The sequence below is a fragment of the Mucilaginibacter kameinonensis genome (genome assembly GCF_003675385.1).
GTDB classification, from domain to species: Bacteria; Bacteroidota; Bacteroidia; order Sphingobacteriales; family Sphingobacteriaceae; genus Mucilaginibacter; species Mucilaginibacter kameinonensis.
This window is the reverse complement of record NZ_RCWZ01000001.1, coordinates 773,555-788,825: the sequence shown is the minus strand read 5'-3', so window position 1 is coordinate 788,825 and position 15,271 is coordinate 773,555. Positions and strand designations below refer to the sequence as shown.

Sequence of the window (15,271 nt, the reverse complement as noted above, 5' to 3'; positions counted from 1 at the left end):
GCAAATGAAGATTGGCTTAGACATTATGGGCGGTGATTACGCTCCCAAAGCAGCTGTTTTAGGAGCTATCGAAGCTTATAAAACTTTATCCGCCGACCAGAAACTGGTTCTTATTGGCGATAAGGAAGTTACAGTAAGTATTCTTCAGGAAAATGGTGTGAGCCCCGATCACTTCGAGTTTGTACATACAACCGAAGTTATTGGCATGGGCGAGCATCCTACCAAAGCTATTGTCCAGAAGCCTGACTCCAGCATATCAGTTGGTTTTCAACTGCTTAAAGCCGGCGAAATTCAGGCCTTCTCGTCTGCTGGTAACACCGGCGCTATGCTTGTTGGCGCCATGTTCAGTGTAAAAACCATTCCGGGTGTTGTACGCCCGGCTATGACTACTATTGTACCCAAACTTAAAGGAGGTTTGGGTATTTTGTTGGATGTAGGTGCCAATGCCGATTGCAAACCCGATGTGCTTGTTCAGTTCGGGGTACTTGGCAGCTTGTTTGCCCAAACCGTTTATGATATACCTAACCCACGGGTTGCGCTCATAAACATTGGCGAAGAAGAGGAAAAAGGCAATTTACTTTGCCAGGCTACCTACCCATTAATGAAAGAAACAAAGTTGTTTAACTTTGTTGGCAATGTTGAAGGACGCGATCTTTTTAGCGAAGGTACCGACGTGTATGTATGCGATGGTTTTACCGGCAATGTAATATTAAAGCTTGCCGAATCGTTTTACGTTATAACGAGGAAGAAACAGCTGAAGGACGAGTTTTTTGACAGGTTTAATTATGAACAATACGGCGGTAGCCCAATACTGGGTGTAAATGCCCCCGTTGTTGTTGGTCACGGCATCTCGAGTCCGGAGGCTATAAAAAACATGGTCCTTTTATCAAGGAATATGGTAGAGAGTAACCTCGTTGATAAAATAAAACAAGCATTCCAGTAATTTTATAAAGATGAGTAAAGTTCATGCCGCTATTACCGCTGTACATGGTTACGTTCCCGACTATGTATTAACCAACCAGGAACTGGAAACAATGGTTGATACAAATGACGAGTGGATAACCAGCCGTACCGGTATCAAAGAGCGACGCATATTAAAAGGCGAAGGCCTTGCTACATCTGATATGGCGGTCCCTGCCGTTACCGAGCTCCTTAAAAAACGCGGTATCGGTGCCGATGAGATCGATCTTATCATCTTCTGTACTACCACCCCCGATATGATATTCCCGGCTACGGCCAACATTTTAGCCCATAAAATTGGTGCAAAAAATGCATGGGGATTTGATTTACAGGCAGCCTGCTCAGGTTTCCTGTATGGCTTAACCTCGGGCGCGCAGTTTATTGAAAGCGGCAAGCACAAAAAAGTATTGGTTGTTGGCGGCGATAAAATGTCGGCCATTGTAAACTATAAAGACCGTGCTACCTGCATCATTTTTGGTGATGGTTGCGGCGCTGCCCTGCTTGAGCCAAATGAGGAAGGCAACGGCCTTATCGATTCTATTTTAAGAAGCGATGGTGCCGGCGGCCAGTACCTTAACCTTAAGGCAGGCGGTTCATTAAAACCAGCCAGTCATGCTACTGTTGACGCGGGCGAACACTACGCTTACCAGGAAGGGCAGGCGGTGTTTAAATTCGCGGTAACCAATATGGCTGATGTTGCACATGAGGTTATGGAGCGTAACAACCTTACAGGCGATGATATTGCCTGGTTGGTACCGCATCAGGCCAACAAGCGCATTATCGACGCTACTGCAAACCGTACAGGTATCAGCCCCGAAAAGGTGATCATTAATATTGAGCGTTACGGTAATACTACCAACGGCACTATCCCTCTTTGTTTATGGGAATGGGAAAGCAAGTTTAAAAAAGGGGATAACCTTATTTTAGCAGCTTTCGGCGGTGGCTTTACCTGGGGCTCTGTGTATTTAAAGTGGGCTTATTAATTTGATGTTAGTGTTCCAGATATGGAACAGATGGAACACCGGTAAATCGGTGTTAACTGCATCAAAAAAATAAAACATCTGTAAACGGCACATGTTATCTGCTTATAAAAACATATAAAACTGTTCAATTGTGATATAATTGAACCTCTGATTAATTAACTAACGTATAATTTGCAACAAAGGGCATTTGCACATCAGTACATGGATTTGCATATTTGCACAACGGGAATTTGCACATTAATTGTATAACTTAGATATAAACTTTGTCCCAAACCAATTAATCCTTCAACATGGATATTAAACAAATTCAGGACCTTATTCGCTTTGTTTCCAAATCGGGCGTGAACGAAGTATCAATCGAGCAAAAAGATTTTAAAATCACAATAAAAACCAACGAGGTACAACCTACGGTGGTTCATGCTACTATTCCGGCTGTTACACAACCTGTTACTCCGGTATTGCCATCTGCTCCGGCCCCAACACCAGTTGAACCTGCTGCACCGGCCGCTCCGGATACATCGAAATACATTACCGTTAAATCGCCAATGATCGGTACTTTTTACCGCTCATCAAGCCCGGATAAACCTTTGTTTGTAAACGTTGGCGACGAGATAAAACCAGGTACTGTAGTATGTATCATCGAAGCTATGAAACTGTTCAATGAAATTGAATCAGAAGTTTCGGGCCGTATAGTGAAAGTACTTGTTGATAACGCTTCACCTGTTGAGTACGATCAACCACTGTTTTTAGTAGAACCAGTTTAATTGATGTGCGAATGTGCAGATTTCAGATGTGCAAATGATGATTAAGTCATTTGCACATTAATAATTTACATATTTGCCAATCAATAATCCGCTAATATTTTTCATCTGCATATTTGCACATCTGTAATTTGCATATTAAAGAAAAACAATGTTTAAAAAAATATTAATAGCTAACCGTGGCGAGATCGCCCTTCGTGTTATCCGTACCTGTAAGGAAATGGGTATTAAAACGGTTGCTGTATATTCAACTGCCGACCGCGATAGTCTGCATGTTCGTTTTGCTGATGAAGCTGTTTGTATCGGTCCGCCGCCAAGCCGCGATTCCTATTTAAATATTCCTAACATCATATCGGCTGCCGAGTTAACCAATGCGGATGCTATCCACCCTGGTTACGGCTTCTTGTCTGAAAACGCTAAGTTTTCGGCTATTTGCGCTGAGTATGGTATCAAATTTATTGGTGCTACTGCCGAGCAGATCAACCAGATGGGTGATAAAGCTTCGGCTAAAGACACCATGAAAAAAGCCGGTGTACCTATTGTTCCCGGTTCTGATGGTTTACTTTCTGATGTTAAATCGGGTATTGCTATTGCCAACAAAATTGGCTACCCGGTTATACTGAAAGCTACTGCCGGTGGTGGTGGCCGTGGTATGCGTATTGTTTGGAAAGACGAAGAGTTTGAAAACGCATGGGACTCGGCCCGTGCCGAATCTGGTGCTGCCTTTGGTAACGATGGTCTGTACCTTGAAAAATATGTTCAGGACCCGCGCCACATCGAAATACAGGTTGTAGGCGACCAGTTTGGTAAAGTTTGCCACCTGTCTGAACGTGATTGCTCTATCCAGCGCCGTCACCAGAAACTGGTTGAAGAGGCCCCATCGCCTTTCATGACCGAAAAACTTCGTAAAAAAATGGGTGAGGCTGCCATTAAAGGCGCCAAAGCTGTAAAATACGAAGGTGCCGGTACAGTAGAGTTTTTGGTTGATAAAGACCGTAATTTCTACTTCATGGAAATGAACACCCGTATCCAGGTTGAACACCCGGTTACCGAAGAGGTAATCAACTTCGACCTGATCAAAGAGCAAATTAAAGTTGCTGCAGGTATCCCTATCTCAGGTAAAAACTATGAGCCAACAATGCATGCCATTGAGTGCCGTATCAATGCCGAAGATCCGTTTAATGGTTTCCGCCCGTCACCAGGTAAAATAACCAATTTCCACTCTCCGGGTGGTCACGGTGTACGTATCGATACGCACGTTTACTCAGGTTATGTTATCCCTCCAAACTACGACTCAATGATAGCTAAAGTTATTTGCGTGGCCCAAACCCGCGATGAAGCTTTAAGCACCATGGAGCGCGCTTTGAGCGAATTTGTGATTGAGGGAATTAAAACCACTATTCCATTCCATTTAAAATTATTGAAGGATCCTAACTTCCGGGCCGGTAACTTTACCACCAAGTTTATGGATACATTTGAGATATAATTCAAACTATCTTCATAAAATATTACGTACTTAGCAAGATAGCGTTTATACAGCGGTATATATTATAATGAGCGACAGCAAGATCATCAAGGCCATAAAAGATAAAGGGAAAACGTTAGAGGCAGAAATGTCGTTCTTTGATCACCTCGAGGCTTTAAGGTGGCACCTCGTAAGAGCTTCAGTAGCCATTGTAGTATTTACCGTTGTTGTTTTTTACTACTACGACTGGATTTTCAGTACCATTATTATGGGTCCCAGCAAGTCAACCTTCTGGACCTATCGCATGCTTTGCAAACTTGGTGCTGCGCTTCACCGCGATGGTTTCTGTATTGATAATGTAAATGTACACCTCATCAATACCGAAATGGCAGGTCAATTTACCCTGCAGATCAACTCTTCGCTTATCATCGGTATTACCTTAGGTGTTCCGTACCTGATATGGGAAATATGGCGTTTTATAAAGCCTGCCCTTCATGAGGCCGAGCGCAAAGCCGCCACGGGCTTTGTATTTTATGCCTGTATTCTTTTCTTTTTAGGGATCACATTCGGTTATTTTGTGATCACCCCAATGTCAATCAACTTCCTGTCGAGCTATACGGTTAGTACTGCTATTCAAAACTTGTTTGATATTGACTCTTATATTTCATCGGTAGCCACGCTTACGCTCGCTACCGGCGTGGTTTTCCAATTGCCTATATTGGTTTATATACTGGCAAACTTAGGCATTATGACGCCTAAGTTTATGAAAGAAACCCGCCGTTACGCTATTGTAGTGATCCTGATCATTGCTGCGGTGGTTACCCCTACACCAGATATGCTTACCATGACAGTGGTTAGTATACCGCTATTCGTGTTGTACGAGGTGAGTATAGTTGTAGCAGGCCTTGTTGAAAAAAGAAAGATTAAAAAAGAGCTGGAATTCAATAAGGGTAATTAATCCTATTTGACACCCCGCGCCTCTTCAAATGTTCTTCTAATGACAACCATCGCAAATAGGTGAGATCTGCATATTTTCAATTGGATTATTCGCCGTTTCGCGCCGAAGCAGATTAGCCTGTTTATAACAAATTATTTACCTTTAAAAAGTGATAAAACGTTATACTTTTGATAAATGATGCAAGGATTAAAAATCGCTATCGGTTCGGATCACGCCGGGTATGAATACAAACAAATTTTAACAGAAACACTTTCATCTATCGAAGTAAAAGACTTCGGCACTTACTCGTCCGAGTCGGTTGATTATCCTGATTTCGCGCATCCTGTAGCCAACGCAGTTGAAAGCGGTGAGTGTGACCTTGGCATCCTGATTTGTGGTGCAGCTAATGGCGTTGCTATAACGGCCAATAAACATCAGAACATTCGTGCGGCTATTTGCTGGAAAGAAGAAATTGCCGTACTGGCCCGCAGCCACAACAACGCCAACATAGTTTGCGTACCCGCCCGCTTTGTTACCCCCGAAGAAGCAAAGGCCATAGTTACCACATTTTTGAATACTGAATTTGAAGGCGGCAGGCATGCCAATCGGGTAGAGAAGATAGCCTGCGTTTGATAGGTGAAAGGACAAAGGCGAAAGGTTAAAGGTTTTTACCTCTTCTTTCGCTTTGCAAAATGCAGCTACCTTTCGCCTTTGACCTTTAGCCTTTACCCTTAAAAAAAGAACTATTAACTAAAAGAATGAATAAATTACCATTATTGCTTATCGCGCTGGCCTCGGCAACTACGGCCTGTGCACAGCAGAACGCCACGGCAATGAAATACGCCGGGCTGATCACTGCCGACGATGCGAAAAAGCACTTGAGCATCCTGGCTTCTGACGCCTTTGAAGGCCGCGAAACTGGCAAGCCCGGTGCCGAAAAAGCTGCTAACTATATAGCCGGCGAGTTTAAAAAATTAGGATTGCAGGCCCCTGTTAACGGCTCATATTTTTTTGATGTACCCCTTACCGAAAACGCGCTGAAAGTAACAGCATTTACGGTTAACGGTAAATCATTTGAGTATGGTACCGATTTTTATTTAGGCGGCGCATTTCCGGATAAAAGCACATCAGTAAGTGATATCGTTTTTGTTGGCTACGGCACCGATGCTGAAATTGGTAATACCGACCTGGCCGGCAAAATTGTGCTTTGGATTAATGAAGATAAGCCAGAAGCAGGCACTACGCCAAACACCAGCTACCGCATGAGCAATGCGCGTACTAAAGTTGTCAAAAACTTACAAAGCAAAAACCCGGCTATCATATTAGCGGCCAACCCCGGCATTGCAGCAGCTTTAGCCCGTTTCGGCAAAAGCGTAACAAGTCCAAGGTTAACTATTAAGGACGAAGCGGCTAAACCGGCAAACACCAACGCCCCTGTATTTAACATTACCGCGGTACTGGCCGATGAACTGGTAAAATCGACTGGTAAAACTTATGCCGATCTTAAATCTGCTTCGGCAGCGGCAACTACACCCGCTACGGTTATAAAAGACAATGTAGTTGTAAACTACGTAACCACTAAAAAAGACGTAAAAGCGGTTGATGTATTAGGTTACATGCCGGGCACCGATCTGAAAGATGAAGTATTGATCTTTTCGGCACACTATGACCATATTGGTCTAAATCCTGATGAAAAAGCTAAAGACAAAGTAAACAACGGTGCCGACGATGACGGTTCAGGCACTACAGGTATTTTGGAAATCGCCCGCGCATTCTCAAAGGCTAAAAAAGATGGTCATGGCCCTCGTCGCAGCATCCTGTTTTTAGGTAATGTTGGCGAAGAAAAAGGTTTATTGGGTTCTGAGTATTATTCAGATCATCCTGTATTCCCGCTGGCCAATACCATTACCGATTTAAATATTGATATGATCGGCAGGGTAGGTGAAGAGTACATTGGCAAACCCGACTCTGCAAACTATGTTTATCCAATTGGTTCGGCTATGCTAAGCAAGGAGTTACATGAAATTGGTGAGAATGCAAACAATACTTACACCAAATTAAAACTTGATTATAAGTACGACGATCCTAATGATCCTAACAGGTTTTACTACCGTAGCGATCACTACAACTTTGCAAAACACGGCGTACCAATTATCTTCTATTTTAACGGTGTACATGCCGATTATCACCAACCAGGCGATGAAGTAAGCAAAATCAACTTCCCGCTATTGGCCAAACGCGCTCAACTGGTATTTTATACCGGCTGGGACCTTGCCAACCGCGACAAGCGTCCCGTTGTGGATGCAGCTGCTGGGAAATAGTGAGTGGTTGATTGGGTTGATTAAGGGATTAGTAACCTGTTTAAGAATATTTTTGTAGAGGCGCATCACATGCGCCTCTTTTTGTTTTAAGAAAGTTTTAAAACCTTCTCATATATTATCTGTTCACAAACAACCACTCACTTAATCAACCATTCACCAAATTAAAAACAAAATCCTACTTTCGCATATATGGGAGCAATCGCTGAAGAATTTTTGGTAAAATCGGAAGAGAAGGCATTTGATGCTGATCATCGCCGTATTATCAACTTCAATATCGACCGTTATGATAATGCGGTGTCCCGTGGCCTATCACGTATTATCAATTTAGATAATGCCAAGAAAAAGGGCCATGTGCTCAAATGGAAAGTGATGGAAAACCTGGACAAGTTCCTGCCGGAATTTGAAGCCAATTTCCAGAAGCGCGGTGGCAAAGTGATTTGGGCCAACGATGTGGAAGAAGCACAACGCGAAATCCTGAACATCATTAATAAAGCCAATGCCAAAACTGTAGTAAAGTCCAAATCGATGGTTACAGAAGAAATTCACCTGAATGAATTTCTGGAAAGTAACCATATCGAGTCATTGGAAACAGATTTGGGCGAGTATATAGTTCAGCTTTTAGGCCAAAAGCCTTATCATATTGTTACTCCGGCCATGCACCTGAGCAAGGAGGATATCGCCAAACTTTTCCACGAAAGGTTTGGTACCCCTATTGATGCTACACCCGAACAAATTACGCTGAAAGCCCGCGAACTGCTTCGCGATAAATATGTACAGGCCGATGTTGGCATTACCGGAGCTAATTTTTTACTGGCTGATACCGGCAGCATAGCCATCAGCGAAAACGAAGGTAACGCGCGTCTTTGCACCACGTTCCCTAAAATCCATATCGCTATTGTGGGTATCGAGAAAATCATCCCTTCAATAACCGATCTGGATCTGTTTTGGCCCATGTTATCTACCCATGGTACCGGGCAAAACTTAACAGTTTACAATACGATACTAAGCGGTCCGCGCCAGCCAAATGAAACCGACGGCCCCGAAGAAATGTACGTAGTGCTCTTGGATAATGGCCGTACAAACCTACTGGCAAAAAAAGACCAGCGCCAGGGTCTTTACTGTATTCGTTGCGGAGCTTGCCTTAATGGTTGTCCTATTTATAAAAATATTGGCGGCCACACCTACGCTACAACCTACAGCGGCCCTATAGGATCTATCATTACCCCTCACACACGGGGCATGGAAGATTTTAAGCACCTGAGCTATGCTTCAAGTCTTTGCGGTAAATGCACCGAGGTATGCCCTGTTAAAATCGACATCCACAAAATGCTGCTCCTCAACCGCCGCGATGCCGTTAACGAAAACCTGGTGACCAACAAAGAACGCTGGGGTTGGGCCATTTGGAAAAAAGGGATGCTTAAGCGTAAGCTTACAGACTTTTTTGGCGGTGGCATGAAAAACTTCCTGCTTAAAACTTTCTTCAAACGCACCTGGGGACATCTGCGCGAGATGCCAAAAGTGGCTGACAAATCATTCAGCAAGCAATGGCAGGAAATGAATAACACTCCTGAAGAATAGCACTATGCGTAAAATAATATTAAATCTTGCTGTAAGCCTCGACGGCTTCATTGAAGGCCCCAACGGCGAATACGACTGGTGCCTTGCCGATCAGGATTATGGCATGACCGAGTTTTTAAGCAGTAGCGATGCTATTTTCATAGGCCGTAAAAGCTATGATCTGCTCATGAGTACCGATCCGGAAATGTTTGGTGCTTTGAAAATGTATGTCTTTTCGGATACGCTGCCACCATCGCCAAACCCCAACACCGAGATCATCAAAAGCGCCGACTTTAAATCGAGGGTTGAAACGATCAGGGATCAGCCGGGTAAAAACATCTGGATGTTTGGTGGGGCAAGCCTTGTTTCTGCTTTTATTGAAGAGGGGTTTATCACTGAGTTTTTACTTTCGGTACATCCTATTATTTTAGGAAGCGGCAAGCCATTGTTCATGGGCTCGAAAGATCGTGTCGAACTTATTTTACTTGGCAGCGAACAGTTTTCGAGCGGGCTGGTACAGCTTAGGTATACCATCAAACCAAAGTTTGATTTAGGAATGCTGGATGGTATGTAGACTGTGTTAAATACTTAAAAAGTTGTCATTTCGATAGAGCCGGTATGGCCGGTGGGTTGGCGCGAAAGAGAAATCTTGTACGCCATGCTTAGTTCGATTTGCAAGACGTATAAGATTTCTCCTCGTTCCTCGTTCGAAATGACATATTTTACAGGGCAAGCTTATCCCACCTGAATTACTACATAATCCTTTTGCATCCTTTTTACCTGCTCGGCCATGCGTTTGATGAACAGGTAATTTGCTGTGCCGCCTATAACCGCGCCCACAACGGGCACCAGGCGTTCGGCGGTACGGGTGCCCAATATCACGAGCATACGTTCGGCTATGCCCTCCATCATGCTCCTGGTGATGGCCACACCGGCCTCTACACGGACCGACGTTGCCACTAAGGACATAAAATCGTCGAATCCGTTATCATATGTACCCCTGTAATAATACATGATCCCCATAATAGCCCTGAACTGTTGGGTGATGAGGTTAATGAAATCAAAAGGGATTCCCGCTACAAGTGTAAACATGCCCCCACTCCCGGCCATAGCACCGGAGCCTGCCGCAAGACAGGCACACTGGTTAATAAAACCTTCGAGGCCCAGCTTATCAACACCGTTTTTTATTTTAAGCTGATCGATACCCTCAAATATTTTCCTAAACCCTGTGTGGGCAAGGTTTTCGGTATGCAACCTGATATCAGTACCTATTTTATTGAGTTTGATGAGTTTCATTGTATGCTGATTATTCACCAGATTACGATCCGGCGTATATCAGTAACAACGGATGTCAACAGCTGTTTTTGTCAACGGCCCGAAATAGAAATAATAATTTATCCCTGTAAATTTATATAGAGTTCGAAGCTTTCTTGTTTTTTGATTCTTGCCGTCTTGCCTCTATCCTCTATTTCCATTTAAAGCTCTTAATCATCACAGCCATATCCTGCTTGATAAAATTAAGTACTGGCTGTATAGAGTCCAGGCGGGGTTCGCTGTTAAAATATAACGCCCCGCGGATATAATTATGCACGCTATCGGTCAGGAAAAACTGGGCAGATGATGCGGCATTACCATCTATAGTATAATAGATGCCATAAACCTTTTTATCGGCATAATGAATGATGCCCTCATCAATGGATGTGGCTTTTACCGTATGCTTAAATGCAAAGGTACGCGCGTCCTCAACCAATTGGTTAAACTCCTTTTTCGACGTAATAGGCTGATAACTCAAATGCAGCGTAGCATTAAATTGCGGAAACTGCATATTTACCCAGCAGGGTTTGGCATCGCGTTTTCTATCAGGTTCGATGTAGGCGTATTTAGGATAGGTAAAAGCATAAGGGCAACCCGTCGCGTAATCCTGGTATTCCTTTTTGGGGAATGGTATGCGATAGAAGCCACGTGGTTTAGGCGCATAGTCATGATTGCCGCCACACGCTGCCAGAAACAATAATGCCGCTACCAATAAGGTTAAATACTTCATGGGTGTTTCTCTTTTGAGTTCCAGATCTCCCACGATTTTTCGGCCTGCAAAACCAGCATCTCGTAGCCATTCTTTGTTTTAGCGCCCTGCTCACGGCCTCGCTTTAAAAACAGGGTTTCTTCGGGATTGTATATCAGGTCGTATAAAACATGATCATCACCAATAAACTCATAAGGGATTGGCGGGCACTCGTCAACATTAGGATAGGTTCCTAAAGGGGTAGTGTTTATGATGATCTTATGTTGGGTAATATGATGTGGTTTGAGATCCTTAAACAAAATATTGTCCGGGTGGTGCGTGGGTTTGCGGGTAATAACTTTATAGCTGATACCCAAATTTTCCAGTACACACTTTACAGCCTTTGCAGCTCCGCCGTCACCCAAAATCAGGGCATCATCGTTTCCATCGCCAATTAAAGGTTTTAACGATTCCTCAAAGCCATAAATGTCGGTATTGTATCCTTCCAGCCTGAAATCATGGTCTTTAACCCCAATCTCACCCGAAAACGCAGCTTCAACCGGGCTTTCGGCTGTCACCCTGATACAGTTCACTGCACCGGCTTTGCGGGCGTCATGCTCTATCCAATCTAAAAAAGGTAATACATTTATTTTATGCGGAATAGTTACGTTAAGGCCGCAAATATCAGGATGCTCATCAAGCAGGTCTTGTAGGTCTTTAATATGTTCAATCGGGTAAAGATCGTAGCGGGCATCAGTAATGCCTTCGGCTTCAAATTTTTCGGTAAAAAACTTTTTTGAAAATGAATGGGAGAGCGGAAAACCGATTAGTCCGTAGTGTTTCATGGTCAATTCTATAACAATACCAGCTGCTAAAGTAATCAAATAAGCTTTAAGCCGGGCATATACCTTTTATATGGCGTAATATTAACACCAAAACAAACAAATTTAACTATTGATTTAAAACCAACATCCGTGATTACCTTATAAATAAATATTATTTATAAGGTAATTTATTTCAAATTAATTAATTCCAGTTTTCGATAAAGTTGTAATTTGGACACATTATCATGACCCCTATTACAATTTCAACCACCCATCTTTTCCGAAGGATACTTCTTCTATACTTCATTGTTTTATGCAGCCTGGTTGCCCGGGCACAAAACAAACTCAAAGCAAATAAGGAACCGATATTGAAAACGCTCCGTGGCATGAAAAGCCAGGACTCGGCCGCAATGCTTGCAAAAAGGCTTATCGATTCGGCAAGGAAAAATAGTAACCAACCTTTTGAAGCCAGGGTACTATTGGCACAAGCATACCAGGCTTATGGTATAGGCAATGAACATGATGCTTTAACATTTGGACGTGAGGCTACCAAACTTGCTACCCCTGCAGATTCGCTCACTTACGAAAAAGCCCCCATCATGGTGGCTTATATGCTTAGCCGCGAAGCCAAAACGGTTGAAGCCTTAAATGTAGCTTTCAAAATATTAAAGGAGTGTGATAACCGCGGATGGAAAGGTTTAAGTATTGATTGCCGGGCCTGCATCGCCGACATCTACCGGTCGATAGACAACCCTAAACAAGCTTTACCTTATGCCGAGCAGGCTGCCAAAGACGCCCAAAGTTTAAAGGATACCGCAGCTTATATTTTCGCATTGAGCAATATATCCAATATACTTTCTGAGCGCAGCATGTCATCGCCGGCAAACCTGGCTAAGGCTACGCTACTGATGGAGCAGGTACTTGATAAAAGGTACGCGCATTTTCTTTCGGACTTTAGCATAGCCCGTTACCAGGGCAACCTGGGCCGACTTTACCTCATGACCAACCAGGATAAAAAGGCCAAAGACATCCTGATACAATCGCTGGAGTTATCCCGTAAAGGTGATTTTAAAACCCTCGAAAAGCATAACCTTAACGAGCTGATGACCATGTACGTTGATCATAAGGATTTTAAAAAGGCAGTGCAATACGGCGAGATGGCCATTGCTATCCAACCAGAGGCGCAAAGTAACCTAACCATACAAAAAAATATCTACAACCATTTAACAGATGCATATAAAGGCCTTGATGATTATAAAAATGCCTTTAAATATAACAACCTTTATCGCAGGCTTAATGACAGCATCAACGCGCTTGATAAAGTACGGGACGCAGCCGAACTGGATAAAAAATACCAGGCAGATAAACGCTTGCTGATAGCAGCCAACCAAACCAAGCTGGTTGAAATTCAGCGCGATTTTTTGATCGCGATTGCGTTGGTCATAGCCGTTGCTTCAGTTATTGGTTACCGGTGGTTTATACTTAAAAAGAAAAGAGAGGCTGCTTTACTGGCCGAAGAACATAGTCAGCTGGAAAAGCTGGATGCGATGAAAACGCGCTTTTTTGCCAACATAAGCCATGAGTTACGCACGCCGCTTACATTGATCATTGGGCCGGCCAATCAACTGATGGACTTTAATAATTATGCCGATGAGCAGCGGGGAATGTTGCAAACCATATCAAACAATAGCAAAAAGCTGCTTAACATCGTCAACGAGCTGCTTGATCTTGGTAAACTTGAAGCCGGTAAGTTAACCGTGAATCCAAAACCTGTTGCTTTGGCTTCACTGATAAAAGCTTTATACCAGAGTTTTGCATCAGCTGCTGAATATAAAGGGATCAGTTACAGGTTGATTGACTCCGTTGATCCCACGCTTTTTGTTTCGCTTGATCAGGAAAAGTTTGAAAAAATAGTTAATAACCTTATAGGCAATGCCATCAAGTTTACGCCTCACGGAGGAGACATCACCATTGCATCAACAGTAAAACAGGATAAAATAGAATTTAGCGTAGCCAATACCGGTACAGGCATTCAGCCTGACGATTTGCCGCACATATTCGACCGTTATTATCAGGGTAAACGGGATAATGCGCCGTTAGAGGGAGGAACAGGTATAGGCCTTGCTATTGCGCGCGAATTTACCGAGCTGATGGGTGGCCACATTTCTGTAGAAAACAACAGGGGCGAGGGCGTAATGTTTAAAGTCGGGCTACCGCTTCATATTACCAGAGAAATAGCTGCCGGGATAGTTCCAGGCGAAAGTGGCCTTAAAGCTAACGGATATCCCTCTGTAAGTGCTACCGAACAGCTGATCATGCTGGTAGAAGACCATCATGAGATGGCAGCATATATTGCCGATATCTTGCGCCCTATATACAAGCTTGTTACAGTGAGCAATGGGAGCGAGGCATTGAAAAAGCTACAGGAATTGCCGGCTACCCCAAGCCTGATCATATCGGATGTAATGATGCCCGAAATGGATGGCTTTACCTTACTCGAAACCCTTAAACAAAGTGCCGAGTACTGCAGGATCCCCGTGATTATGCTTACAGCACTCGCCGATACGCGCCATAAGCTTAAGGCGCTCCATACAGGCGTCGACGATTATCTTACCAAGCCGTTTTTAAGCAGCGAATTGCTTGCACGTACAGCCAACCTGATAACTAACGCAGCCGCCCGTGCCGCGGCAACCGTCGCTGAATACGACGAGTTAGCCACCGTCTCTAACGAATCACCAATTGAGCAATCATCGACAGAAAACGTCGACCAGATACTTTCACCTGCGGATTTGTTATGGCTGGAGGAATTGGAAACCACGGTACGCAAACATACCGGCAAAACCGACCTTACCCTTGCCGCGCTGAGTTATGAGCTTGCTATTAGCGAGCGCCAGTTGTTCAGGCGGATAAAATCAATTACCGGGCTTACACCTAATAAGTATATCCGTGCCATCCGGTTACAGATTGCCCGTGAGGCTATTGAAAGCGGCAAGTACCGTACGGTTGCCGAAGTATCCTATGCCGCCGGTTTTGATACGCCCGCGTACTTCGGCAAATTGTTTAAAGAATACTATGGCAGGGATGTTAACGAGTTGCTTTAAACTTATATATCCCTATCATTCTAATTATCCTTTTTAGTTTTCAGGCATTTTTTAACTTAAAGTGTACTTTTTTAACATAAATGGCGGTTTTGTGAAGTTAAATGGCAGTTTTGTTATACAACTTTTAGGCAGCTTTGTGACATACAATCCCCCTGAATAATGACTGTTACTGTTAATGAAGATAAGTTTATTGCCCAAAACAATAACACCAATACCATACCAACTATTGGTAAAACAAATGCAGCAACGTGCCCACGCTGTAAAAATAAATTTTGCGACAGGATAAAAAGAGGCACAATTGTCAAGCTGCTGCTTCCATGGCTTTCATTAAAACGTTACCACTGCACCAAGTGCAACAAT

The 15,271-nt window shown here is 43.5% G+C and carries 13 protein-coding genes; 10 read left to right on the top strand and 3 right to left on the bottom strand.

Annotation, left to right across the window (positions count from 1 at the left end):
- Positions 1–4 precede the first annotated feature (4 nt).
- From plsX to EAH55_RS03505, 9 genes are all read left to right on the top strand, one after another.
- Positions 5–943: a phosphate acyltransferase PlsX gene (plsX, locus tag EAH55_RS03545; protein WP_112574568.1), complete on the top strand. Its 939-nt coding sequence runs from the start codon at positions 5–7 to the stop codon at positions 941–943.
- Between the two features lie 10 nt (positions 944–953).
- The gene (locus EAH55_RS03540) at positions 954–1,943 is read left to right on the top strand and encodes a beta-ketoacyl-ACP synthase III (protein ID WP_112574569.1); all 990 of its coding nucleotides are present in this window, start codon (positions 954–956) and stop codon (positions 1,941–1,943) included.
- A gap of 290 nt (positions 1,944–2,233) precedes the next feature.
- Positions 2,234–2,707, top strand: coding sequence for an acetyl-CoA carboxylase biotin carboxyl carrier protein (gene accB, locus EAH55_RS03535; protein WP_112574570.1), 474 nt, complete (start codon positions 2,234–2,236; stop codon positions 2,705–2,707).
- A 148-nt stretch (positions 2,708–2,855) separates the two neighbouring features.
- The gene (gene accC, locus EAH55_RS03530; protein WP_112574571.1) at positions 2,856–4,190 is read left to right on the top strand and encodes an acetyl-CoA carboxylase biotin carboxylase subunit; all 1,335 of its coding nucleotides are present in this window, start codon (positions 2,856–2,858) and stop codon (positions 4,188–4,190) included.
- Between the two features lie 67 nt (positions 4,191–4,257).
- Positions 4,258–5,127, top strand: a complete 870-nt coding sequence (gene tatC / locus EAH55_RS03525; protein ID WP_112574572.1) for a twin-arginine translocase subunit TatC — start codon at positions 4,258–4,260, stop codon at positions 5,125–5,127.
- Positions 5,128–5,304: 177 nt separating this feature from the next.
- The gene (gene rpiB / locus EAH55_RS03520) at positions 5,305–5,739 is read left to right on the top strand and encodes a ribose 5-phosphate isomerase B (protein ID WP_114940988.1); all 435 of its coding nucleotides are present in this window, start codon (positions 5,305–5,307) and stop codon (positions 5,737–5,739) included.
- A 125-nt stretch (positions 5,740–5,864) separates the two neighbouring features.
- Complete coding sequence (locus EAH55_RS03515; protein WP_121808496.1) at positions 5,865–7,427, top strand: M28 family peptidase; 1,563 nt, start codon at positions 5,865–5,867, stop codon at positions 7,425–7,427.
- Between the two features lie 189 nt (positions 7,428–7,616).
- Positions 7,617–9,005 carry a LutB/LldF family L-lactate oxidation iron-sulfur protein gene (locus EAH55_RS03510; RefSeq protein WP_121808495.1) on the top strand — a complete coding sequence of 463 codons (1,389 nt, stop codon included), beginning with the start codon at positions 7,617–7,619 and terminating at the stop codon, positions 9,003–9,005.
- Between the two features lie 4 nt (positions 9,006–9,009).
- Positions 9,010–9,558: a dihydrofolate reductase family protein gene (locus tag EAH55_RS03505; RefSeq protein ID WP_121808494.1), complete on the top strand. Its 549-nt coding sequence runs from the start codon at positions 9,010–9,012 to the stop codon at positions 9,556–9,558.
- Positions 9,559–9,719: 161 nt separating this feature from the next.
- Here EAH55_RS03505 and EAH55_RS03500 read toward each other — a convergent pair whose 3' ends face one another.
- The 3 genes from EAH55_RS03500 to EAH55_RS03490 all read right to left on the bottom strand — a co-directional run bounded on the left by EAH55_RS03500 (position 9,720) and on the right by EAH55_RS03490 (position 11,831).
- Complete coding sequence (locus EAH55_RS03500) at positions 9,720–10,280, bottom strand: hypothetical protein (RefSeq protein ID WP_112574576.1); 561 nt, start codon at positions 10,278–10,280, stop codon at positions 9,720–9,722.
- A gap of 169 nt (positions 10,281–10,449) precedes the next feature.
- On the bottom strand, positions 10,450–11,028 hold the full coding sequence (gene gldD, locus EAH55_RS03495) for a gliding motility lipoprotein GldD (protein WP_121808493.1): 579 nt from the start codon (positions 11,026–11,028) through the stop codon (positions 10,450–10,452).
- Complete coding sequence (locus tag EAH55_RS03490; protein ID WP_121808492.1) at positions 11,025–11,831, bottom strand: shikimate dehydrogenase family protein; 807 nt, start codon at positions 11,829–11,831, stop codon at positions 11,025–11,027. The genes gldD and EAH55_RS03490 overlap by 4 nt, the downstream gene beginning before the upstream one ends.
- A 224-nt stretch (positions 11,832–12,055) precedes the next feature.
- Here EAH55_RS03490 and EAH55_RS03485 point away from each other — a divergent pair, with 224 nt between their 5' ends.
- The gene (locus tag EAH55_RS03485) at positions 12,056–14,911 is read left to right on the top strand and encodes an ATP-binding protein (RefSeq protein WP_121808491.1); all 2,856 of its coding nucleotides are present in this window, start codon (positions 12,056–12,058) and stop codon (positions 14,909–14,911) included.
- Positions 14,912–15,271 lie beyond the last annotated feature (360 nt).

What these genes read in the sequence shown, in the direction of transcription:
- EAH55_RS03510 (WP_121808495.1), top strand. Translation starts at nt 7,617, where the DNA reads ATGGGAGCAATCGCTGAAGAATTTTTGGTAAAATCGGAAGAGAAGGCA.
- plsX (WP_112574568.1), top strand. Translation starts at nt 5, where the DNA reads ATGAAGATTGGCTTAGACATTATGGGCGGTGATTACGCTCCCAAAGCA.
- EAH55_RS03500 (WP_112574576.1), bottom strand. Translation starts at nt 10,280, where the DNA reads ATGAAACTCATCAAACTCAATAAAATAGGTACTGATATCAGGTTGCAT.
- accC (WP_112574571.1), top strand. Translation starts at nt 2,856, where the DNA reads ATGTTTAAAAAAATATTAATAGCTAACCGTGGCGAGATCGCCCTTCGT.
- tatC (WP_112574572.1), top strand. Translation starts at nt 4,258, where the DNA reads ATGAGCGACAGCAAGATCATCAAGGCCATAAAAGATAAAGGGAAAACG.
- EAH55_RS03540 (WP_112574569.1), top strand. Translation starts at nt 954, where the DNA reads ATGAGTAAAGTTCATGCCGCTATTACCGCTGTACATGGTTACGTTCCC.
- accB (WP_112574570.1), top strand. Translation starts at nt 2,234, where the DNA reads ATGGATATTAAACAAATTCAGGACCTTATTCGCTTTGTTTCCAAATCG.
- rpiB (WP_114940988.1), top strand. Translation starts at nt 5,305, where the DNA reads ATGCAAGGATTAAAAATCGCTATCGGTTCGGATCACGCCGGGTATGAA.
- EAH55_RS03485 (WP_121808491.1), top strand. Translation starts at nt 12,056, where the DNA reads ATGACCCCTATTACAATTTCAACCACCCATCTTTTCCGAAGGATACTT.
- gldD (WP_121808493.1), bottom strand. Translation starts at nt 11,028, where the DNA reads ATGAAGTATTTAACCTTATTGGTAGCGGCATTATTGTTTCTGGCAGCG.
- EAH55_RS03515 (WP_121808496.1), top strand. Translation starts at nt 5,865, where the DNA reads ATGAATAAATTACCATTATTGCTTATCGCGCTGGCCTCGGCAACTACG.
- EAH55_RS03505 (WP_121808494.1), top strand. Translation starts at nt 9,010, where the DNA reads ATGCGTAAAATAATATTAAATCTTGCTGTAAGCCTCGACGGCTTCATT.
- EAH55_RS03490 (WP_121808492.1), bottom strand. Translation starts at nt 11,831, where the DNA reads ATGAAACACTACGGACTAATCGGTTTTCCGCTCTCCCATTCATTTTCA.